At 34.0% G+C, this 21,331-nt stretch carries 24 protein-coding genes; 20 read left to right on the plus strand and 4 right to left on the minus strand.

Going from position 1 to position 21,331, the window contains the following annotated elements; all coding sequences use genetic code 11:
* Positions 1–41 precede the first annotated feature (41 nt).
* The 3 genes from lysS to KHA87_RS05275 all read left to right on the plus strand — a co-directional run bounded on the left by lysS (position 42) and on the right by KHA87_RS05275 (position 2,706).
* A complete protein-coding gene (lysS, locus tag KHA87_RS05265; protein WP_213093044.1) occupies positions 42–1,595 on the plus strand; it encodes a lysine--tRNA ligase in 1,554 nt (517 codons plus the stop codon).
* Between the two features lie 179 nt (positions 1,596–1,774).
* Complete coding sequence (locus tag KHA87_RS05270) at positions 1,775–2,182, plus strand: GNAT family N-acetyltransferase (RefSeq protein ID WP_213093045.1); 408 nt, start codon at positions 1,775–1,777, stop codon at positions 2,180–2,182.
* A gap of 38 nt (positions 2,183–2,220) precedes the next feature.
* Positions 2,221–2,706 (plus strand): tetratricopeptide repeat protein, encoded by a 486-nt coding sequence (locus KHA87_RS05275; protein ID WP_213093046.1) that lies wholly within the window; start codon positions 2,221–2,223, stop codon positions 2,704–2,706.
* Positions 2,707–2,830: 124 nt separating this feature from the next.
* On the opposite strand, the gene KHA87_RS05280 is transcribed toward KHA87_RS05275, so the two are convergent.
* Complete coding sequence (locus tag KHA87_RS05280; protein WP_213093047.1) at positions 2,831–3,703, minus strand: pentapeptide repeat-containing protein; 873 nt, start codon at positions 3,701–3,703, stop codon at positions 2,831–2,833.
* Between the two features lie 216 nt (positions 3,704–3,919).
* Here KHA87_RS05280 and KHA87_RS05285 point away from each other — a divergent pair, with 216 nt between their 5' ends.
* From KHA87_RS05285 to KHA87_RS05310, 6 genes are all read left to right on the plus strand, one after another.
* Positions 3,920–4,678: an SDR family oxidoreductase gene (locus tag KHA87_RS05285; protein ID WP_213093048.1), complete on the plus strand. Its 759-nt coding sequence runs from the start codon at positions 3,920–3,922 to the stop codon at positions 4,676–4,678.
* A gap of 62 nt (positions 4,679–4,740) precedes the next feature.
* Positions 4,741–5,157 carry a DUF1801 domain-containing protein gene (locus KHA87_RS05290; protein WP_213093049.1) on the plus strand — a complete coding sequence of 139 codons (417 nt, stop codon included), beginning with the start codon at positions 4,741–4,743 and terminating at the stop codon, positions 5,155–5,157.
* A gap of 229 nt (positions 5,158–5,386) precedes the next feature.
* Positions 5,387–5,896 (plus strand): RNA polymerase sigma factor, encoded by a 510-nt coding sequence (locus tag KHA87_RS05295; RefSeq protein ID WP_213093050.1) that lies wholly within the window; start codon positions 5,387–5,389, stop codon positions 5,894–5,896.
* 12 nt (positions 5,897–5,908) lie between these two features.
* Positions 5,909–7,045 carry a DUF4179 domain-containing protein gene (locus KHA87_RS05300; RefSeq protein ID WP_213093051.1) on the plus strand — a complete coding sequence of 379 codons (1,137 nt, stop codon included), beginning with the start codon at positions 5,909–5,911 and terminating at the stop codon, positions 7,043–7,045.
* Positions 7,046–7,337: 292 nt separating this feature from the next.
* Positions 7,338–7,853: an AAA family ATPase gene (locus KHA87_RS05305; RefSeq protein WP_213093052.1), complete on the plus strand. Its 516-nt coding sequence runs from the start codon at positions 7,338–7,340 to the stop codon at positions 7,851–7,853.
* Positions 7,854–7,962: 109 nt separating this feature from the next.
* On the plus strand, positions 7,963–8,127 hold the full coding sequence (locus KHA87_RS05310; protein WP_213093053.1) for a hypothetical protein: 165 nt from the start codon (positions 7,963–7,965) through the stop codon (positions 8,125–8,127).
* Between the two features lie 118 nt (positions 8,128–8,245).
* On the opposite strand, the gene KHA87_RS05315 is transcribed toward KHA87_RS05310, so the two are convergent.
* Positions 8,246–9,100, minus strand: a complete 855-nt coding sequence (locus tag KHA87_RS05315) for a VOC family protein (protein WP_213093054.1) — start codon at positions 9,098–9,100, stop codon at positions 8,246–8,248.
* 242 nt (positions 9,101–9,342) lie between these two features.
* Here KHA87_RS05315 and KHA87_RS05320 point away from each other — a divergent pair, with 242 nt between their 5' ends.
* The gene (locus KHA87_RS05320; RefSeq protein ID WP_213093055.1) at positions 9,343–9,912 is read left to right on the plus strand and encodes a histidine phosphatase family protein; all 570 of its coding nucleotides are present in this window, start codon (positions 9,343–9,345) and stop codon (positions 9,910–9,912) included.
* Between the two features lie 62 nt (positions 9,913–9,974).
* On the opposite strand, the gene KHA87_RS05325 is transcribed toward KHA87_RS05320, so the two are convergent.
* Positions 9,975–10,532 (minus strand): cysteine hydrolase family protein, encoded by a 558-nt coding sequence (locus KHA87_RS05325; protein ID WP_213093056.1) that lies wholly within the window; start codon positions 10,530–10,532, stop codon positions 9,975–9,977.
* A gap of 318 nt (positions 10,533–10,850) precedes the next feature.
* Between KHA87_RS05325 and solA the strand changes: the two genes are divergently transcribed.
* Positions 10,851–11,975 carry an N-methyl-L-tryptophan oxidase gene (gene solA, locus KHA87_RS05330; protein ID WP_213093057.1) on the plus strand — a complete coding sequence of 375 codons (1,125 nt, stop codon included), beginning with the start codon at positions 10,851–10,853 and terminating at the stop codon, positions 11,973–11,975.
* 425 nt (positions 11,976–12,400) lie between these two features.
* The gene (locus tag KHA87_RS05335) at positions 12,401–13,099 is read left to right on the plus strand and encodes an SGNH/GDSL hydrolase family protein (RefSeq protein ID WP_213093058.1); all 699 of its coding nucleotides are present in this window, start codon (positions 12,401–12,403) and stop codon (positions 13,097–13,099) included.
* A gap of 83 nt (positions 13,100–13,182) precedes the next feature.
* Here the strand turns inward: KHA87_RS05335 and KHA87_RS05340 are convergent, their stop codons facing one another.
* A complete protein-coding gene (locus KHA87_RS05340; RefSeq protein ID WP_249310141.1) occupies positions 13,183–13,992 on the minus strand; it encodes a DUF4405 domain-containing protein in 810 nt (269 codons plus the stop codon).
* A gap of 168 nt (positions 13,993–14,160) precedes the next feature.
* Here KHA87_RS05340 and KHA87_RS05345 point away from each other — a divergent pair, with 168 nt between their 5' ends.
* The 8 genes from KHA87_RS05345 (at position 14,161) to KHA87_RS05380 (ending at position 21,293) form a co-directional block, all read left to right on the plus strand.
* Entirely contained in the window at positions 14,161–14,931 is a 771-nt protein-coding gene (locus KHA87_RS05345; RefSeq protein ID WP_213093060.1) for an aminoglycoside phosphotransferase family protein, read from the plus strand.
* 86 nt (positions 14,932–15,017) lie between these two features.
* Positions 15,018–16,097 (plus strand): undecaprenyldiphospho-muramoylpentapeptide beta-N-acetylglucosaminyltransferase, encoded by a 1,080-nt coding sequence (locus tag KHA87_RS05350; protein WP_283249413.1) that lies wholly within the window; start codon positions 15,018–15,020, stop codon positions 16,095–16,097.
* Between the two features lie 20 nt (positions 16,098–16,117).
* Positions 16,118–16,621 carry a GNAT family N-acetyltransferase gene (locus KHA87_RS05355; RefSeq protein ID WP_213093062.1) on the plus strand — a complete coding sequence of 168 codons (504 nt, stop codon included), beginning with the start codon at positions 16,118–16,120 and terminating at the stop codon, positions 16,619–16,621.
* A gap of 26 nt (positions 16,622–16,647) precedes the next feature.
* Positions 16,648–17,154, plus strand: coding sequence for a GNAT family N-acetyltransferase (locus KHA87_RS05360; protein ID WP_213093063.1), 507 nt, complete (start codon positions 16,648–16,650; stop codon positions 17,152–17,154).
* 235 nt (positions 17,155–17,389) lie between these two features.
* A complete protein-coding gene (locus KHA87_RS05365; protein ID WP_213093064.1) occupies positions 17,390–17,956 on the plus strand; it encodes a hypothetical protein in 567 nt (188 codons plus the stop codon).
* A 383-nt stretch (positions 17,957–18,339) separates the two neighbouring features.
* On the plus strand, positions 18,340–18,894 hold the full coding sequence (locus tag KHA87_RS05370; RefSeq protein ID WP_213093065.1) for a GNAT family N-acetyltransferase: 555 nt from the start codon (positions 18,340–18,342) through the stop codon (positions 18,892–18,894).
* A 19-nt stretch (positions 18,895–18,913) separates the two neighbouring features.
* Positions 18,914–19,804 carry an alkaline phosphatase family protein gene (locus KHA87_RS05375; protein WP_213093066.1) on the plus strand — a complete coding sequence of 297 codons (891 nt, stop codon included), beginning with the start codon at positions 18,914–18,916 and terminating at the stop codon, positions 19,802–19,804.
* 152 nt (positions 19,805–19,956) lie between these two features.
* Positions 19,957–21,293 (plus strand): IS3 family transposase gene (locus KHA87_RS05380; protein WP_213093067.1). Its coding sequence is split into 2 segments (ribosomal slippage): positions 19,957–20,344 and positions 20,344–21,293, totalling 1,338 coding nucleotides; the frame shifts between segments, so codons are not numbered across the junction.
* Positions 21,294–21,331 lie beyond the last annotated feature (38 nt).

Raw genomic sequence — 21,331 nt, forward strand, 5'->3', positions numbered from 1 at the left:
GAAAAAAGTGTAATAAAACATATTTGGATGAGGTGAAAAATATGCATTGGGCATTTCAAATTGCAACAAGGCTAATAGAAAAGTACCCAACAAAAAAGGTTTTTACTTGTGCTTCAGGTATCAGCCCTTCTGGTTCTGTACATGTTGGGAATTTTAGAGAAATCGTGACAACCTATTTTGTCGTAAAAGCATTAGAAAGCTTGGGGAAAAAAACAAGATTTATTTTTTCTTGGGATGATTATGACCGGTTAAGGAAAATTCCCCAAAATGTAACAACCTTGGATAATTCTCATATTGGCATGCCATATTCAGATGTACCTAACCCTTATGGGCCAGGCTCTTATGCACAATATTTTGAACTGGAATTTGAGAGATCCTTGCATGCCTTTGGAATTAAACCGCAATTTATATATCAAAGCGCTGAATATAGATCTGGAAGATATACTTCATACATTCAAACTGCATTGAAAAGAAGAAAGGAGATTTATGATATCTTGATGGATTTTAAAAGTGGGGTGCCTTCCGAAGTGGAACGCGAAAACTTTTATCCAATCTCTTTGTATTGCCTACATTGTAACAAGGACAATATAACCATTACATCTTTTGATGAGCCTACCGGAAAGTTAGAATACAAATGTATTTGTGGATATAGTGATAGAAAGCCATTGGAGGAATTAAGAAATATTAAGCTTAATTGGAAAGTGGACTGGGCTATGCGTTGGATGGTGGAGGATGTCATATTTGAACCAGGCGGACGAGACCATTCAGCTGCAACAGGGAGTTACAATGTCTCAAAGGTAATTGCAAAAGAAATTTTTGAATATGAGGCACCTGAATATACCCCGTATGAATTTATCGGTTTAAAAGGAATAACCCAAAAGATGTCCAGTTCATCAGGTAATGTTATAACACCTAATGATTTGTTACAAGTCTATACTCCAGAAATCATTCTTTTTCTATTTGCAAGATATAGGCCTAATACAGCTTTCGAAATTGGATTTGATGAGGATGTACTCAGAAATTATGCAGAGTATGAAAGGTACTTAGCATCATATAAAAACGGGTTTTTGGAGGATGAAGACATCAAGAGTTCATTGGAAATAGCTGGTGCAAGTCAAGCCGTAGAATATCCCAGTTTTTCTAAAATAGCAGGTATTTTTCCACTTATTGATTTTAATAAGGAAGTATTGCAGCAAATTTTTATGCAAGCTGGTGAAGAATATCCAATTGAAAAAATAATATCAATTAGCACAAGAGTCTCCCACTGGATTAAAACATGGAATCCACACCGTGTAATCCAAATCAATCAAGAAAAAAATATATTGTATTATAGTCGTTTAACAGATGAACAAAAAGATAGAATAAAGCAGCTTGTATTCATTTTGTCTTCATACCCAAATTTGGATGGAGAATCTTTAATGAAAGAGGTCTATGCAATCTGCCATACTCAGGATAAAAAAAGGATGCGGGAGTGTCAAAAACAGTTATTCAAAGATATTTATCAATTAGTTTTAAATGAAAGTAGCGGACCTCGTATTCCTCTACTCATCAGTGCTGTTGGTAAACAAAAGGTGATTGGTTTACTCTCCTTTTAAAAAAAGACGCCTCGTTTATTTGGGGCGTCCTTACTATATGGAGGAAGGTAAAGCTAAGAATGTACTTTTATAACAGAAAATATATATATAATTTCTATTTTCAATATGGTGTAATAAGGGAAGCTATTAAAAAAATGTGTTCGATTCGCAGTTGAAGTTAGAATTAGGGAGGAATGAATATGGAGAACCGAATACTTTATACAAATGATCCTCCCAAGGATTTTAAACAACTACTAGAATTATACGAATCCTTGGGGTGGAATTCCTTAAACCTAGCTGTAGATGAATTAGAAAGTATGTGCATGCAAAGTTGGTTTGCTGTTTACGCTTTTGATGGTGATCATCTAGTAGGAATGGGTCGTATTATTTCAGATGGAGTAATAACTGGTTTAATATGTGGGGTATGTGTTTTACCAATCTATCAATCAAAAGGAATAGGGAAGGAAATTGTAACACTCTTAGTTCAGCATTGTGAAAAAAATAGGGTTATCCCGCAGCTAATGTGTGTTAATAATTTAGAAGGTTATTATGAAAAGCTTGGATTCAAAAAATTTACCATTGGGATGACCAAGCAACTCAATCGGTAATAGAGTGATTATTTTAGAATTTATGGGAGGTAACCGTGTTGGAAAAGGAATTAAAAAGAGCAATAGATTTACGAAATAATGGTAATCTTATAAAATCTAATGAAATTCTTTTAAAATTGGTAGAGGACTTTCCGACGGATCCGTACATTAACTATCAAAGTGCCTGGAGTTTTGATGTATTAGGGGAGGAGTCAAAAGCAGTTCCATACTATGAAAAAGCTATTAGCCTCGGCTTGTCTGGCGAGGATTTAGAAGGAGCATTTTTGGGGTTAGGAAGTACTTATAGAACATTGGGTGAGCATGAAAAATCAAAGGAAACTTTTCTGAAGGGGATTGAATTATTTCCTAATAACAAAGCAATGAAAGTATTTTACTCTATGACATTATATAATTTAAAAGAACATCATTCCGCTATGGAATTATTGCTAAAGTGTTTAATAGATACTACATCTGACGCTGAAATTCTAAAGTATAAAAAGGCAATTGATTTCTATTCAGATAAATTGGATCAGGTTTGGACTTAAAGACTGTGAGCAATAAATGATTAGATATCGGCGGACACCAGTTCCTTTTTTTGTGACAAATGAGGGCATTTCTATATGTTTTTGTTTATAAGGTATTTGTGTCCGCTTAACCATCAAATTTGTATCAATTTGTAACAAATAACGGAATCCTAATCCGTTCTATTAATATGTTTTTTTTAACTTGTTTCCAATGGGAAGGGATGCTTAAAGACGAAGGAAGTTTAGTATTTTTATCCCCTTTTGCTGCATTAACCTGAGCCTGAGTAAGAAAAATACAGCCAGTAAGATTGGCTCCGCTGATATCAGCATCTCTTAGGTCAGCACCGATAAAGTCTGCTTTTTGGAGATCTGCATTTCTAAGATCTGCGGCAATAAGCAAAACACCTCTTAAGTTAGCACCAGCGAGATCAACCCCTTGAAGCTTTGCACCGATAAGATCACGTCTATTGTTTATTTTATATTTTTTGTTCAAGGTTTTTGTTCTTACCAGTTCACTAGTTCGTATAAGTAATTGGTTTATCTTTGCTCTATGCTCATGAACATTTATTTCTAAAATTTCTTCAGCGTGCAGCTTAGTTAGTTGATCCGTTTCTTCAAAGCTCTTCCACAATTCATGATGAATAGTTTCAGCAGCGTTATGGTTTAAAGCGTCATTTAAATACCAAAGCATTTCATGAAGCTGCTGTATAATAGGAAACACTTGAAACATTTCATTAGACAGTTTGGTATCAGTTCTCCAATCATTTCCTTTATATGTGAATTGAGAAACCTTTTGCCCTGCTCCAAAACACTCAAATGCAGAACAGCCACGAAAGCCTTTATTTCTGAGGTCTTTATGAATACTGCATTGAAAATTTGATTGTAAGTTTCGGCAAGGTGTTCCACCCGCTTTATCGAAAGCAAAGTCTGCAGATTTTCCATAAGGTAATGCAACACAGCATAATCCAAAGCAATTCTGGCAATCTGCTTTTAAATAATTAGTAATAGGATTGGTCATTGGATTCACATCCTTATATATCAAAAGTTAGTATTAGAGATAAATAGTTACTATTTGTCATTATATAGAAAAAATAAGTTTTGATAAAGTTTGCATTTTTTTAGGGATATAATAAGTAATTGGTAAAAATACCAATTATGATATAATTTACTATAATATTAGTTGGCCGCTAAAAGGTTTTTTTGTAAGAAATATAAACATAGGGGAGAAGAAAGTATGCATAACTTAAATAATAAAATCGCTCTTATAACTGGAGCGAGTTCTCCAAAAGACATTGGCTCCGCTATTTGCCGAAGATTGGCTTCTCAAGGAATGGATATTTTCTTCACCTATTGGAAAGCAGAAAAAGTAGGCTGGAAGGAAAGCCTCATAAAAGAAATGGAAGAATTCGGCGTTCGCTGTGATGGCTTAGAGGTAGATTTGTCGAATGCAAATGCTGCAGATTGCATTCTGGATTCTGCAACTTCCTCCTTAGGTTTTCCTTCCATCCTTGTTAATAATGCAGCACATTCTGCTAGCGACGGATTTAGGAATTTAGATGCAAATACATTGGATAATCATTATGCAGTTAATATGCGATCAACCTTCCTATTATGCGTGGAATTTGCCCGCCGATACGAGAAGCTTCACAAGGATTCAGGGAGAATTATTAATTTGACATCCGGACAAGACATAGGAGGAATGCCTGGAGAACTAGCGTATGTTGCAACAAAAGGAGCAATTTCAGCATTCACTAAAACCTTAGCAGTTGAGGTGGCTCCTCTAGGAATTACAGTGAATGCAATTAACCCGGGTCCGACTGATTCAACATGGATGACGGATGAAATTAGAGAACATCTTCTACCAAAGTTCTTAATGGGAAGAATCGGCTTGCCTGAGGATGCTGCTCGGCTGGTAGGATTTCTTGCCAGTGATGATTCAACATGGATAACAGGACAAGTTATTCATTCTGAGGGTGGTTATTTCCGGAGTTGAGAAACACTTAATTCTAGAGAAAGTTTTAAAAGTTCAATGAAAAAAAGGAGGACTATTTATCCATGTACGAATTAAAAACAAAAGAAAACGATAATGATGTGATGGAGTTTATTGGAAAAGTAGAGAATGAAAAGAAACGCAATGATGCTTATGAGTTATTGGATATTTTTACCATTACAACTGGTTATCCTGCAAAAATGTGGGGACCTAGTATCATCGGGTTTGGTTCCTATCACTATAAATATAAATCCGGACACGAGGGGGATGCCCCATTAGTCGGCTTTTCACCACGTAAAGCGAAGATCAGCTTGTATTTAACATCGGGTGAACCGATTAAAGAAGAATTGCTAAATGAATTAGGGAAACATACAAAAGGAAAAGGCTGCGTGTACATTAATAAACTTGCAGATATTAATGTAGATGTATTAAAGGAAATCATTAATTATTCTATTAGCATTAAAAGCAATAGTTCATCCTAGTACTTTAGCCTAAGTAGAGTGGATTTTTATCCAATATTTGAGGTATAGAATGTGCTAAACGAAATATTTATTTAGAAAATTGATTAACTTAACTATGTTACTGTAAATGTATACTGATGGAAGAGTAGACCAGGATTTATCTTGGTTTCTTTTTTTCTTTATTAAAATAATTTATGTTGACCAATAAAAGTGGAGACTGTTGCGTCTACTTAATGAAGGGAGGCGTAAAATGGAACAATTTAATTATCAAAGAGCTGAGACATCCATCGAAAATCTGGAAGAATTCAAGCAGCATTATGTGGCTTATAAAAAACATGTATTTGCAATGGCGTTATCTATTTTAAGGGATTTTGAATTATCCGAGGATGTGCTTCAGGATGTGTATATGAAACTATTTCAGTATATGAAGCACCAGAAGATTAAAAATGTAAAGGCTTGGTTAATTAGTGTATCCAGAAACCGCGCACTTGATCTATATCGTAAAAAGAAACGAGAAATAACTGGATTTGAACACGAATATTTTGAAAAATCACAATATATGGCAGACGATCCAGTAGACAAATTAGTTTTATCAAAATATTTAAGTCTATTAGATACAGAAGAAAGACAAATTGTCATATTGAAGGAAATCTCCGGAATGAAACACAGGGAAATTGCTTCTATCATGGAAATGCCATTAGGAACGGTACTTTGGAAGTATAGGGTTGCTTTGAAAAAATTAAAAAATGCTCTGGAGTAGGAGGGAAATCTATTGGAAAAGGAAAAAATAGTGAAATCTCTAGATCGAGCAATCGAAAAACAGATACCGGATGTCTGGGATGATATGATTGATCAAATTCAACGAATAGAGAAACAAGGGAACAGTAGCAAAGTTCTGGTTAAAGGAAATTTTAATAGTCGATCCAAAAACAGAAAAATTTATGCAAGAATATCGTTAGTTGCCGCTATCTGCATAATTTCTGCGCTAGCAGTAACCTTTACACCAGTTTTAGCGTCTATACAGCAAATGTATGATAAGATTTTTTCAAGTAATCATATAGATGATTCAGGTGTAAGAAAGGCTGCTAAAGACGGAGATGGACTGGCAGTCAATCAAACCTATTATGATAAAAAGAATGATATAACCGTACATTTTCAGAGCGTATTAACGGATGATAAGGAAACTAAATTGTTATTAACCTATCAAAGTAAAACGACCAATTTGAAAAATTATTATATTGATATTTTTGAGGGGAAAAGTTCTATTCATTTAATTGATGACAATAGTAACAAGAAACTAAAATGCGTTGGCTGGGGAAGCAGATATTATAATAGTAAAAAAAATATGGTAGCGGAAGCTCTATCATTTGAATCAATAAAAGATTTTCAAGGACAAAACATTCGATTACAAGTTGAAAATTTGACTATTTATAAGAACCAGTCCGTTCATAAAGTAAAAACAACTTGGCCGCTTTCTTTCAAGCTGGATAAAGCGGCATTAGCTCCAGATAGAAAAATGGTAGAGGTTAATAAAGAATTTAAATTTGAAAACCAAACATACAAAATTAAAAAGGTGGAGTTTTCGGCTTTTGAAACGAGAGTGGTTGTGTCTGGTTCGGATACAAAAATATTGACCGATGAAACTGGAAAGAAGTACAAGGTCATGAGTAAATTGGAATCGAAATTTTTGAGTGCCAGAAAGATAGATAAAAAGTACGGATATATAGTAGATAATAAAAAAACAGGTGTATTTTTGAAAACAGCTGGAAAAAGAGTGGATCCAATCTTTAGTAAGGGTGAGGTTCAAGGGAATCCAGACGAATACTTAATGTTCTTTGCTCCGGTAAATGATTACCATAATTGCACACTTGAAATAGGGGACAATTTAGAAATTCCATTAGTCAAGTAATGAATATAGTATTATGATAATTAGCATAAGGCAAATCTGAATTTATGGGTTTGCCTTTTTTATAATTGACAAAAAATGATCATTTTCTCACAATCTAGAAGGAATTTAGATATAACAAATAGAAGATGGTAGGTAATTACCTTTCCACTGTCCCGATTATCGAATCAATCGACATTTATAGTTGCGGACAGCAGCGACCATGACATTCATATGGATAGACCTGATATTATTATTGATTGTTTAAAGAGGCTCCTTGTTTAGCTATTTTCATTACTTTGTTAGGGTGGTACATTTGCAAAAGAATATTCCTAAAAAAATACATATTATTGGCTCAGTAGGAAGTGGAAAAACGACATTAGCAAGAAAATTATCCTCTAAGCTAAAGATCCCATATTACGAATTAGATAATGTGGTATGGGAAAGGCATAAAGAGGGTGATATTAGGAGAACAGTGCAGGAGCGGATTAACTATTTGAATACTATTTTTCAATCGGAGAAATGGATTATTGAAGGAGTTCATAATGAGGATTGGGTATCAGATAGTTTTCAACAGGCAGAAATTATTATTTATTTAGATACGAAATATTCTATTAGAACCTATCGAATTATTAAAAGATTTATATTACAAAAACTAAGAATTGAGAGGTCACACTATATGCCAACAGTAGAAATATTTTTAAAAATGTTTAAATGGAATCGGCATTTTGAAGAAGTGGGAAGACCGAATTTTTTCAAAAAATATAAAAAATACAGCGATAAAATATTGATTGTTAGTAAGAAGAAATCTTTAGATCAATATTTTTCGTAAAGGCAGAAGACCAATCTTGAAAATGTCTTTCACCACTTTTGTAAAGGTGTTTTCGTAGAGTTAGTTGTTTTCTTGTATTCAATTCATGTGTAAAAGGAGATCGAATATAATGAAAAAAGACGTGTTGGAAAAAATTAAGGTAGTTTGTTTTTTAGTAATAGCAGTAAGTTTGGCTATTATTGCTTGGAAATCGATTACCCAAGTTAATGAACTACAACAGATAAAAGAAGAGATATATCAATTAGGAACAAGAGTTAGCCAATTGAATGGGTGACAAATATCACGTAAACTCCAAATGGGCTCTTTTATAAATTCCTCTAAATATTTAACAGTGTTAACAATAATTCAACTTAGTAGAAAAGCACTCGTCTTAAAACGAGTGCTTTTAAATTTTAAAGTACTTCCAGTTGGATGCGATTTCCCGAGGGATCTTGGGTAAATAGGCGACCATCTTCTTCTGTTACGGAAGCACCTATATTTTTTAATTGCTGAACAATAGAATTTCTTTTTTCCTCATTTGGAAGCATTAATGTAAAGGAAAGTAGTCCCACACTATTGTCTTGCGGTGCAGGTGCACCAATTCCATTCCATGTATTTAATCCAATGTGGTGATGGTATTTACCGTCTGAGATGAAAAGTGCTTGATTACCATATCGACAAACCACATCAAACCCAAGTCCCTTTGTATAAAATTCTTCTGTTTCCTTCAACTCTGCTACGTGTAAATGAATATGTCCCATGACCGTTTTAGCAGGTAGACCATTCCAAGAGCCATCTTGTGCTTCTGCTAATACACTTCTTGCATCTAATGGTTCCGTTGTCATCATTACCTCATCGTTTTTCCATTCCCATGAGGCAGGTGGACGATCTGTATATATTTCAATTCCGTTTCCATCTGGGTCCGATAAATACAAGGCTTCACTTACAAGATGGTCAGATGCACCTTGTAGTGGATATCCAATTTGAATAAAGTGCTTTATAATTTTTCCTAAATCAGCTCGAGTGGGCAATAAAATAGCAAAGTGATATAAGCCTGTAGTTCGTGGTTGCTTTGGAATAACGTTTTTGGGCTCCACTATGGACAACAAAGCAGTTTTACCATCAGCGGTCAGTTTTGCACTAGAATCTGTTTGTTCTAATACTTGAAAACCAATTATGTCTTGGTAAAAGGAAAGGGAACGTGCTAAATTACCAACTTTTATACTAACCTCTCCAACGAATGTAACAGGAGCTTGATGAAAATTCATGAGTAGTCCTCCTAGAAATTAATCAATTATAAATTAAGTTTAAAAAAGTTATTAAGTTACTTTATGTAAGTAATTGTACTTCTATACATTCATTTCGTCAAGTGTTAATTAAAATTATCTTTAATATTAGCATCTAGAGGAATATTATCAAAATAAGGAGAATTATGCTTTGAAGACGAATTGGATAAGTTCATCTCTATGGCAAAGATAGTAGCATGGAATATAGGAATACGGAGGAGTATATGAAAACGTATATATACATGGTAAGACATGGTGAATCACCCAAAAAGGGTAAAAGTGATAGAACGAGAGAACTAACGGAAAAAGGGAAAAAAGATGCCGTGCATGTTGCCGATTTATTGGAAAAAGAGGGCATAGAAGTTTTGGTATCTAGTCCATATACTAGGTCTGTTCTGACAATTCAGGAGTTGGCAGATCGTTTAGGGCAGGAAATTCATATTTTTGAAGATTTAAAGGAAAGAATATTTTCGACAATGGATATGCGAATATCTGATGCAGAATTATATCCAATACTTGAAAAGTCGTACTCTGATCCAAACTATGCTTTAAGAGGAGCAGAGTCCAATAATGACTGTCAAAATCGGGCTATAAAGGTTTTGCAGGAATTATTAATTACTTATCAAGGCAAAAGGATAGCAATTGGCACACATGGAGCAGTAATGACGTTGATGATGGGCTTCTATGACAAGCAGTTTGACTACAATTTCTTACTTCAAACATCGAAACCGGATATTTTTAGAATGGAATTTAATGGGCAAGAATTGGTGGAAGTGAAGAGATTGTGGCAGTAAAAAGAAGACCGGAAAAAAATTCCGGCCATGTTAACTTTACTACTGACAATTTTAAATTTCTATTATCTGTAGTTATTATGAAGGGGATTAAACAAATCCTCTTCTGCTTTTCTGACCATGGAAAAATGATCAACATTATAATGTCCGTGCAGGATTGAGTTATGATGTTTAATGATTTGTTCGGCTGGCAAATTCAAGCTATCAGTAGTGGAGTGACCATCTTCCACAAGTGTAACATCAAACCCGTTAACTGTTGCTGCTCTTACAGCTGTATCGATGCAATGTTCTGTTTTACATCCCATCACAACCAAATGTCCGATTTGATTATCCTTTAGTGTATTTAATAATGGTGTACCATAGAAGGAACTCGTCGCTTTTTTATCAAAAATCAGGGCATTAGAAGGTACCGTTATGTCCTGGTGAATTTCGAACCCGGCTCCTTTACCCTCAGCTACATCTAGATCCCTTATAAATACGGTTAAGATTCCGTGCTTTTTTGCTTCTGTAATGACAGTATTGATGTTTTGAAGTAGTTCCTCTTTTTTATAAACGTTTGGCTCGTTATTGCTGCCGTCCATTAGGTCTTGTTGAGCATCAATAATTAATAATGCATGATTCAAAAAATTACCCCTCTCTTTTATGCTGTAGCTATGTTCACCCATTCATATCTCTTAATTTTCATAAAGACCGCCCCCTTAATCTTGTATTAATAATAAATATTCGTTTTTTTTTCGATAAAGTCCTGCATTTAACTGATTTTGATCGAAGAAACTTTATAGAATCCTCAGAAATAACAAATCTAACCACGAAAATATAATTTTTAGTTTAGTGCAAATAAAATTTAACTGCCTATATAGGTAATTTATTTAAAGGTCTTTACTGAAAAATGCTAAAATAATAAATACACATAAAAATATTTGTTCTATAGGAGGAAGCATATGCACTATGATGTAATTGTCATCGGAGCAGGGTCCATGGGAATGGCTGCAGGATATTTTTTAGCAAAGAGCGGAAAAAAGACTTTATTATTAGATTCCTTTAACCCACCGCATAATAAAGGAAGCCATCATGGTGACACTAGAATTATCAGACACGCTTACGGAGAAGGTGAAGAATATGTGCCGTTAGCATTAAAAGCACAAGAGCTATGGAATGAATTGGAGGAGGCAACTGGAAAAGAACTGTTTCTTCAAACTGGAGTTCTTAATATAGGGAAAGAGGATTCGGAATTTATCCAAAATATTATAACCAGTTCAAAAGCATATTCCTTGCCAGTAAATGTTTTATCATCCAAAGAAGTGAATTCAAGATGGTCTGGAATTACCATCCCAGATGATTACATAGGATGCTATGAATCTACATCTGGAGTTTTAAAGTGTGAAGATTGTATTGAGGCTTATCGAGATCTTGCAGTTCAGTTTGGAGCTGAAATTATGACGAACAGCCGAGTAAAAGAGATAACGAATCATGGTAATAACGTAACGATAAAGACGGAACAAAACACATTCTACGCTGATGCAATTGTTATTGCTGCAGGAGCTTGGTCTGGTAAGCTTCTTTCTAAGTTAGATTTAAATCTACCACTCAAGCCTGTAAGAAAGACATTTGCTTGGTTCAACACGGATGAAAAACGATACAACCATTACGATTTTCCAGCTTTCTCATTTGAAACACCGGAAGGAACCTATTATGGTTTTCCTAGCATTCATGGTACCGGACTGAAGGTTGGCCGACATGATGGAGGATATGAAATTAATCCTGATGAACCCATAAAAGGATTTGGTGATTTGAAAGAAGATGCAGGAGATCTAGAAAACTTTTTAACTCATTTTATGCCGTATAATAAGGAATTGAATTACGGTAAAACGTGCATGTATACACTTACACCAGATGAGAATTTCATTATTGATTTGCATCCGAAATATACAAATGTTGCTATTGCTGCAGGATTCTCTGGCCATGGCTTTAAGTTTAGCAGTGTTGTGGGGAAAATATTAAGTGATTTAATTATATCTGGGAAGACGGAATTAAATATTTCTCCATTTTCTATCAAAAGATTTTAATACAAATGGAGATCATTATATTATTCACTCATGCATAGCGAGTAAAAGAGGCGAGAAGGATAATAACGGAGATTCCATTACTCGGAAATGGTGGTATGAGAATAAACTGGAAATATCACTTAGGGAAAAGAAATGTGATATTTTCTCAATGGTATACAAAATCAAATGCGGTTAGAAATAAAACCGAAAACATTCTATGTTAAATCCTCATGATAAATTATGAGGATTTTTTTATGTGTAGTTTCATTATTTTGTCAAAAACAAGTTGTTAAAATGTTGCGAAAATTTTTTATAATAAAAATAAAAAACGGTTTAATTTATAGAAAAGGTAAACATAACTAAAAAAGACATTAATTTATAAAAGATGTAAAAAAGTATTTTTGATAGCCATTGCTCCAGTTATTATTCAAAAAGGGGGAGAAATAATGAAAGTTGGTTTGGTTGGAGATAGTTTAACGGAAGGGCGTCCAGGTGTGTCTTTTTCAAAATTATTAATGGAAAAATTCCCCGATATTAATATAGTTAATCTTGGAAAGCCTGGTGAAACGGTTAAAAGTTTACATACCAGATTAACCAAGACGATTTTAACTACAGATTATGACCTTCTTTTTCTTTGGATTGGAGTCAATGATGTATATTCCAAAATGTTAAAAATGCAGGCACAGCCTGTTGTAAAAAACCAAGAGGAATTCCATGAGTATTTTAAAAGAGTATTAGATTTGGTAACTGTCTCTCCAAAACATGTTGTTACCGTATCACCAGCATTGGTTGGTGAAAACATCAAAAATGAAGCAAATAAAGACATTAGAGAGTTGTCTAAAATCATTGAGTCACTTTCAAATAAATATTCCAATGTTTGCTTTTTAAATTTGCAATCCGTGTTTGAGAAATATTTATCGGAAGCTACTAGCTCGGATTATATTAGCACAGGAATTTTCAGAGTAATGATAGATGTTCTGTTTTATAAAGACCAAAAACGAATAGATCAATTATCAAAGTCGCGTGGGCTTCAGTTAACTTTGGATGGTATCCATCTAAACAGTGTTGGTGCAGCCATAGTAGCGGAAAAATATGCAAAAATCATAGAAAACCTCTTGGTCAAAACTAATACCAAACGTAAATAGAATTATTCAAAACTTGGGTTATGCATTTACATAAAAAAGAAGATGAATCACACATCTTCTTCACATTAGTATATGGCGAATACCTATACCTCATTTTCTTTTAGCATTAATCTCTTTTGCTTTCTGCGTTTTCCCAAATACCTTCTATCTAAATAATAGGTTGGTATGATGATAATAGTAAATATAACTAAATATTGCAGGATTGTCAGAAAAGGATTTTTCTTGCCGTGATGTTCGAATTTATCTGCATGTTTTTGAAAATCTTTTATTGGTGGTCCTTGGAAATTCACATTACTATTGCCTGAATCTGATGGAAAATTCCTTTGCTCGAATTGTTTAAAATCAGTAGTACTTGTTTTAACAGTGGACGAATACCATTGAATTCCTCCGAATAAGATGATGAAAGAAATGAGAACCGATACAACTATTCCTTTTCTCCATTTTCCTTCTTTACCCTTGAATATTTTTTTGCAGATTCCTTTAATCCATTGCCAGTGAACCCCTATATGAAGACCAACTAATACTAGAGTAATATTAGCTGCAAGGTTGTGCAAACCCCGCATCATATGATTTCCTTTAAGAGCTAATGAAGGAAAAACTACTCTAGAGATCAATATTCCTGTAACGATAATAGCAGACATGGAGAATAATAAAAGTATATTTAATAAATAGCTAATACGCGTTTTTACAGGAAGCTTCGAATCAAATATTTTCTTGGTTGTATTTTTTACCCAGCTAAAATTCAGTCCGATATGTGTAAGAATGGCTACTCCAAACACGAGACCTGCTATTTCATGAAATGGCAGTCCACTTAATACTCGGGGATCCATTAAAAGTGCAAAGGTAAGTGCCAATAGAAAATCCAAAATAATTTTTATATAATTCCTTTTCAAGTTCATTCCTCCAGAGAAAATTCACTTCTTTATCTATTGTTAATTTTACCTGCGGATTCTTAAAGTTTTATTAAAATGTTGATGGGAAATTTTATTTTTTTGAAGGGGAAAAACTTATTTATAAAGAACTTTACAATAAATCACAAAATAAGATGGAGAGAAAAAATATTGGAGATGCATTTACAGAGAAAATTGGAGAGTATAGTTGGAATCATTAAAGATGAAATCCTATTAAAGGATCAGGGGTGTACATCAACGGTAAGTAAACTAATTACCGATAGAGGTATTTATTTGTTGAAAAGCTCGGTTAAGGAAAAATATCGTGAATGGCTAAGAAAAGAGGCTAATCTATTAAAAAAATTAAGCAGTATTAATATTATTCCAGTACCTGAATACTTTGGTTTTATTGATCAACAGGACAGCAGCCATTTGATCATGTCTTTTGAAGAGGGAATCACTTTAACCACAGCTCTACAAAATACAAAAAATATTATGGAAAAGAAATCTCTCATTAGGAGTTTCGGTGAATTTCTTTGTCAGCTTCATGAAAAACAAATCGTGGAACCATTTCATCATCATAATAATTGGTTAGAGGAGCAGCTGATGAAAGCGGAAGAATATTTATTTCGCGGCGAATCAGATGGAAATGCGGAACTTCTCGAGAAGCTAAAGGCTAACAAACTACATCCCGTTAAACAAACAATCATTCATGGCGATTGCACAACCGACAATGTTCTTGTAATAAACGGACAGGTACGATTGTTTATCGATTTATCAGGTATGACAGTGGGAGACCCGAGGTATGATGAATCACTGGCTATCAGAAAGTTTGTAAAGGATGAGGAATACAAGCAGGCTTTTTATCAGGGATATACACGATATAGGGTATCGGATAAGGAGCTTCAGTATTTTGATGAGGGTTTATATGAATTTTTTTAATTCATGATACATAATCATACAGGGCAAATTATTTATGTTGCCAAAATGAGAAAAGGGAAATTGCAATGGTAGTATTAGGAGATAAAATGATGAAAAAAACAATTGTATTTACAGGTGGAGGCTCTGCTGGCCATGTAACACCGAATATAGCATTAATAAATGAAATCAGACCCGAGTGGGATATTTATTACATTGGATCAAAAAAGGGAATTGAAAAGGAGCTAATTCAAAAAATAAATGTTCCGTACTATGGTATCAGTAGCGGCAAACTTAGAAGATACATAGATGTGGAAAATGTAAAAGATGTATTTAGAGTGATGAAAGGCTGTGTAGAGGCAAGAAAAATTCTCAAAAAAATCAAACCAAATCTAGTGTTTTCTAAAGGTGGGTTTGTTTCGGTTCCGGTTATTTTAGCAGCTAAATCACTTAAAATACCTGTATTCATTCACGAAAGTGATATTACACCGGGATTAGCAAATAAAATCTCGCAAAGGTTTTCCACTAAAATATATACTTCTTTTGAAGAGACAATAAAGTTTTTTCCGAAACAGAAAACAACTGCAATTGGTTCTCCTATAAGAAAGGAAATTCTTAAAGGATCCGCTGAAAATGGAAGAAGTCTTCTTGGTTTTAATAAAGAAACCCCAATATTAACAATAATGGGTGGGAGTCTAGGAGCTAAAAAAATTAATGAAGCAGTTAGAAGTTCATTAAAAGAGCTAACGGTAAACTACCAAATAGTACATTTGTGCGGGAAAAATAATGTGGATAAAAGCTTTTCTAATATTTCTGGGTATAAGCAATTTGAATACGTTCATGAAGAGCTTTCTGACATTTTACAAGCTACCGATCTCGTAATTACAAGAGGAGGCTCTAATGCCATTTTTGAATTTTTGGCATTAAAAATCCCAATGTTGATTATTCCTCTAAGTTTAAAGCAAAGCAGAGGGGATCAAATCCTAAATGCGAAAGCTTTTGAAGAAAAAGGGTACTCCTTAACTTTACAAGAAGATGAGCTTAATGAGGAGACGCTAGTTAAATCTATAAATAAACTTAATAGTAACAAAGTAGTTTATAAGAATAATATGAAAGAATCGTCCAGTGGTGAGGCATTACAAATACTAGTAGAGGAAATGAATCAATTCGGTTCTTCTTTGTCAAAGTGAAAAAGAGAGGAAGTAAAGCTATGAATATTCGTATTTTAAAAGAGAACGATGCCCCAATTTATCAAGATTTACGGTTAAAAGGATTAAAAAATAATCCGGAAGCTTTCGGCTCTACTTATGAAAGAGAATCCGCATTTACCCTTCAAATGATAGAGGAGCGTATAAAACCATCAGAAGACAAATTTGTTCTTGGCGCCTTTAATCCTTCTGATTTATTAGTAGGTATTGTTACTTTTATGCGTGAAACTAGTTTGAAAACCTCTCATAAAGGAAACATCTTCGGAATGTTTGTGGCATCTGAAGTTAGGGGGCAGGGAGTAGGAAGATTGCTCCTACTAGATTTAATAGAAAGAGCAAGAAATTTCGATGGAATGGAACAACTTAATTTAACAGTTGTTTCAAATAATACCGCTGCTAAGAAACTATATTCATCCCTAGGATTTACTGTATATGGTGTAGAAAGGAATGCACTTAAATTCGATGGCGAATACTTTGATGAAGATTTAATGGTTTTGTTTCTATAAATGTAAGAACTAAAGGAGGTAAAGGTATGAGCACACCAGTCATTTGTACGGAAAGATTGGTTTTAAGAAAAATGGAGAAAGAGGATGTACATAACCTTTTAGAAATTTTCTCAGACCCGGAAGCGATGAAATATTATCCTTCCACAAAAGATGAGAAGGAGACTATGAATTGGATCGAATGGACAATAGGCAATTATGAGAAGCATGGTGTTGGCCTTTGGATAGTGGAGGAAAAAGAAAGCGGTAAATTCCTTGGTCAATGTGGAATAGTTCCACAGGAAGTAGATGGTATGACCGAAATGGAAATCGGATATTTATTTGCAAGAAGAGTATGGGGAAAAGGATATGCCACTGAAGCGGCCTTAGGATGTAAAAATTACGGATTTGAACAATTACAGCTTTCAAAGCTGGTTTCATTACCAGATGTAAATAATTTTCCGTCTCGAAAGGTAGCGGAAAGAATTGGGATGACATTAATCAAAACTATTCCTAAATGGGGGAAGGAGGTCTGTGTATATTCTGTTTCAAAGTAAATCGGAATGATGTAATCGGATGGTAGTAGTAACAATAGCAATTAAAACAATAAAAAACGCTATATCGATAAATATTGGTTTTGGATTAGAAGTATAAAATTATTATTAGCTTCCATATTCCGGAGTTTAAATAATGATTAATTTGGATTTTTATATTTTCCTGTCACATCTATGTTTATGTCAAATCAATATAAGAAACATCAGGTTAATATAGACACCAAACTGGGGGGGTTTGATGAAAAAGAGCTATATTTTTTTAGCTATTATCATTTTGGGTTCTTTGTTTGCATATTCCGTTCATATTACAAATGAAAATAATCATTATGCCGATTATATAAATGAGAGATTAAATAATTTAATTAAGCCAAATGAAAGCGATATTTCTCAAGCTGATATGATCATTAAAGATGCTATAAATAGTAAACAAATATCGACCAATGATGTAAAAGGTTTGGTTTCGCTTTATGGGGACTTTGCGGCCAATATACAAGAACTTCAAAGTATTGAACAATATATAACAGAAACTTCACAGTTCGGAGAAACAAGTAAGAGAACATTATTTTCGATTCATAATAAGTTCAGAAGTATGCAATTTAAAGGTAAAATGGTTAAACTGACGGATAATCAAATGAATATCTTACAAGAGATTAGTAAAATGAATCAGGATTTGCTAAAAGTTTTAAAGCCAACAGTTCAACAAGAGTATAAAGTTAAGGAAGACCAATGGATAATGGTCATAAAAAAAATGGATATTGCAACGCAAAAATATGATGACTCATTTTGGACTTTAGTGGATGAATAAGTGCTAAAAAGCGAAAGCACAGAGGTTGTTAAAATCTCTGCGTTTTTCTTTTTCATTTAGATGCTAGAAACATTGCGATTCAACCAACCATATGATGTGTAAACATATTTTCTCTAATGCACAACTGAACTTCTTAGAGATCTATACACCTTTTTTTCTGTTAGTTTTACTGTTCCTGTTTAGAGTACTATTGTCGCCGCAAAACAATAGTAGTAACGATATTTAGAGTATCGTTTAAATAAAAAAAGATCCAATTCATATTTTCCGCGAGTATCATCCAATTAATAAGATCTTCGTTATATCAACCAAGTTGTATTAGTATGAAGAGCAAGAATGTTTCTAATGTATTGCTGCAATATTTTTTAAGAAGGGGGCATTATGCTATGGGGTTTGTGGAAAAGAGGTATTTTAAAAACAAGAATGGTAACACCTTTGTTGTGAGAACAGCATTACCGAAAGAAGCGAAGAAGATTTTAATGTTTAATCAAGAAATAATTCGTGAGGCACCTTATTTAGTTACAACTGCAGAGGAATTTCAATTGACGATCGATCAAGAGAGACGATTATTAAAAGAGATGATGGATGACAATGGAAAATTAGCGATAATAGCAGAATATCAAGATTGCATTATAGGATTTTTGGATTTTCATAACGGTCCCAAAAAAAGACTAATGCATCAAGGCGCTTTTGGAATGAGTGTAGGAGAAAAGCATAGAAATCAAGGAGTTGGTAATGCATTACTCACCGTTTTGCTAGATTGGACAAAAGAAAATCCTTTGATTGAAAAAGTTTGTCTGGAGGTAGTAGCTAATAACAAAAACGCGATTTCCTTATACGAAAAGTATGGCTTTTATAAAGAGGGACATAAATGTAAGGCTATAAAAGTGGATGATAAGACATACTATGATTTAATATCGATGGCCCTTTTAATGAATTAAAGGAAATCAGGTGACACATATGAAAAAAATTATAATACTGTTAATGGTTATAATATCATGTCTTTTATCTTCGTGTAGTGGTGAGAATAATGGGAAAACCATACATAAAAAACTGGAACAAAACGTTGCACAGATACCAAACAAAGCTCTCCCGCATATTGATCATATTGTGATTGTAGTGGAAGAAAATCATTCCCACAAAGAAATAATCAACAACCCTTCAGCGCCATATATCAATTGGTTGATGGAACAAGGGGCAAATATGATGAATTATCATGCCATCGAGCATCCAAGCCAGCCCAATTATCTTGATTTATTTTCAGGTTCGAATCAGGGAGTAACAAGTGACAGTGCGCCAGACTCAAAGTTTTCTAAACCCAATCTTGCAAGTGAGCTTCTTGCAAAGAATTTAACGTTTGCTGGATATTCTGAAGGAATGCCATACGTAGGGTATGATGGGGAAAGCACAAAAGATCCAAGTGGGTATGCTCGGAAACATAATCCATGGGTGAACTTTTCCAATGTTCCTAAGTCAAGTAATCAACCTCTAGAAAGCTTTCCAACGGATTTTAATAAGTTGCCAACTGTATCGTTTGTCATACCGACTCTTAGAAATGATATGCATGATGGCACTATTCGCCAAGCGGATGATTGGTTGAAGCAACATCTAGATGCATATGTGAAGTGGGCTAAAACACATAATAGCCTATTAATAGTTACGTGGGATGAAGATGATAATTCGGCGAGTAATAAAATCCCTACATTTTTTGTCGGACCTATGATTAAAAAGGGAACTTATAGTGAGAAAGTCAACCATTTTGATCTATTAAGAACAATCGAGGATTTGTATGGACTTTCCCATGCAGGAGCAAGCAAGAACGCACATCCCATTACGAATATTTGGAGATAAACGAGTCTAAAACTTTTTTTATGTCTATTTTACTGAAAAAGAAGCTCCTCATTGATAAAATGTACCCTATAGAGTAGACACTTTAAAAAAAGAGTCTGCCCTATAGGGTACTTTTATGTATAATGAGGAAAAATGGGGATTGGGGATCAAATATGAGTAAAAAAACATTCACACAGGGAGAAATTTCGAAGTTATCAAATAATTTCTATGTAAAGTCAGTAAGCTCAAAAGGGATTACTTATAGAGATGAATTCAAACGTTATTTTATTGCCGAATATGAGAATGGTAAACTGCCTAAACAAATTTTTGAAGAATGTGGGTTTGACATAGAAATAATTGGAGAAAGAAGGGTTCGATCATCAACTAGTAGATGGTGTGCTGCTTATCGAAAGAATGGTATCACTGGTTTAACAGATACCCGAAAAGAGAATACTGGCAGACCTAGTGAACGTGAACTTAAATTAGAAGAAAGATATGCAAGGCTAGAAGCTCAAAATAATTTATTGAAAGCTGAAAATGAATTGTTAAAAAAGATAGAATTAGCCGAAAGGAGGCTAAAGGGGAAGAAATAAAACTTTCAGCTGAACAAAGGTACTTATTAATCCACTCCATAATTGAAAAGTATAAGCTTAAAAATAAGCTTCGTTATTTGTGTGACATCTCAGGCGTATCCCGTTCGGGATATTATAATTACTTTACTGTATCCTCACACAAGAATAGAGAAGAACGGGAAAAAAAGGACGAGAAGCTAAGAGACGTTATCATAAAGGCATATAAATTTAAGAATCGCAAAAAAGGGGCTCGCCAGATTAAAATGACATTGGCTGATCAATTTAAGGTTGTTTTCAATTTGAAACGTATACGGCGTATTATGAAGAAGTATGGTATAGTCTGCCCGATTAGAAAATCGAATCCTTATCGAAAAATGATGAAAGCAACGCAAGAACACAGGGTTCTGCCTAACTTGTTACAACGACAGTTTAAGCAAGGAACACCTGGAAAAGTCCTTCTTACTGACATTACCTATTTATTGTATGGACAAGGAAAGAAAGCCTATCTATCGACCATTAAAGACGGATCAACCAATGAAATCCTGGCTTACAATGTTTCTGATCGTATCACTTTAGATATAGCAATGGACACACTTTGTAAACTAAAGCAAAATCGAAAGGTTAAGTTAGCACCCGATGCTTTTATACACTCTGACCAAGGCGTTCACTATACCAGCCCCCTATATCAAAAAAGAGTGAGAAAATATAAGCTTGGACAGTCAATGTCAAGGAGAGGAAATTGTTGGGATAATGCCCCCCAGGAATCATTTTTTGGCCACTTTAAGGATGAAGCCTTTATCAAACCTTGTAACACACTTGAGGAACTGAAGAAAGAAATTAATTCTTATATGATTTATTATAACAACTTCAGATACCAATGGAATTTAAAGAAGATGACCCCTGTTCAATACAGGAATCATCTTCTTAAGATTGCTTAACTCTTTTTTAAAATGTCCTTTACAAAGGGTACACTTTA

The organism is Bacillus sp. FJAT-49736 (genome assembly GCF_018343615.1).
Taxonomy (GTDB): domain Bacteria; phylum Bacillota; class Bacilli; order Bacillales; family Bacillaceae_C; genus Margalitia.

Excerpts from the sequence above, each read along its gene's own strand:
- lysS (WP_213093044.1), top strand. The coding sequence starts at position 42 with ATGCATTGGGCATTTCAAATTGCAACAAGGCTAATAGAAAAGTACCCA.
- KHA87_RS05270 (WP_213093045.1), top strand. The coding sequence starts at position 1,775 with ATGGAGAACCGAATACTTTATACAAATGATCCTCCCAAGGATTTTAAA.
- KHA87_RS05280 (WP_213093047.1), bottom strand. The coding sequence starts at position 3,703 with ATGACCAATCCTATTACTAATTATTTAAAAGCAGATTGCCAGAATTGC.
- KHA87_RS05285 (WP_213093048.1), top strand. The coding sequence starts at position 3,920 with ATGCATAACTTAAATAATAAAATCGCTCTTATAACTGGAGCGAGTTCT.
- KHA87_RS05290 (WP_213093049.1), top strand. The coding sequence starts at position 4,741 with ATGTACGAATTAAAAACAAAAGAAAACGATAATGATGTGATGGAGTTT.
- KHA87_RS05295 (WP_213093050.1), top strand. The coding sequence starts at position 5,387 with ATGGAACAATTTAATTATCAAAGAGCTGAGACATCCATCGAAAATCTG.
- KHA87_RS05310 (WP_213093053.1), top strand. The coding sequence starts at position 7,963 with ATGAAAAAAGACGTGTTGGAAAAAATTAAGGTAGTTTGTTTTTTAGTA.
- KHA87_RS05315 (WP_213093054.1), bottom strand. The coding sequence starts at position 9,100 with ATGAATTTTCATCAAGCTCCTGTTACATTCGTTGGAGAGGTTAGTATA.
- KHA87_RS05320 (WP_213093055.1), top strand. The coding sequence starts at position 9,343 with ATGAAAACGTATATATACATGGTAAGACATGGTGAATCACCCAAAAAG.
- solA (WP_213093057.1), top strand. The coding sequence starts at position 10,851 with ATGCACTATGATGTAATTGTCATCGGAGCAGGGTCCATGGGAATGGCT.
- KHA87_RS05335 (WP_213093058.1), top strand. The coding sequence starts at position 12,401 with ATGAAAGTTGGTTTGGTTGGAGATAGTTTAACGGAAGGGCGTCCAGGT.
- KHA87_RS05350 (WP_283249413.1), top strand. The coding sequence starts at position 15,018 with ATGATGAAAAAAACAATTGTATTTACAGGTGGAGGCTCTGCTGGCCAT.
- KHA87_RS05355 (WP_213093062.1), top strand. The coding sequence starts at position 16,118 with ATGAATATTCGTATTTTAAAAGAGAACGATGCCCCAATTTATCAAGAT.
- KHA87_RS05360 (WP_213093063.1), top strand. The coding sequence starts at position 16,648 with ATGAGCACACCAGTCATTTGTACGGAAAGATTGGTTTTAAGAAAAATG.
- KHA87_RS05365 (WP_213093064.1), top strand. The coding sequence starts at position 17,390 with ATGAAAAAGAGCTATATTTTTTTAGCTATTATCATTTTGGGTTCTTTG.
- KHA87_RS05370 (WP_213093065.1), top strand. The coding sequence starts at position 18,340 with ATGGGGTTTGTGGAAAAGAGGTATTTTAAAAACAAGAATGGTAACACC.
- KHA87_RS05375 (WP_213093066.1), top strand. The coding sequence starts at position 18,914 with ATGAAAAAAATTATAATACTGTTAATGGTTATAATATCATGTCTTTTA.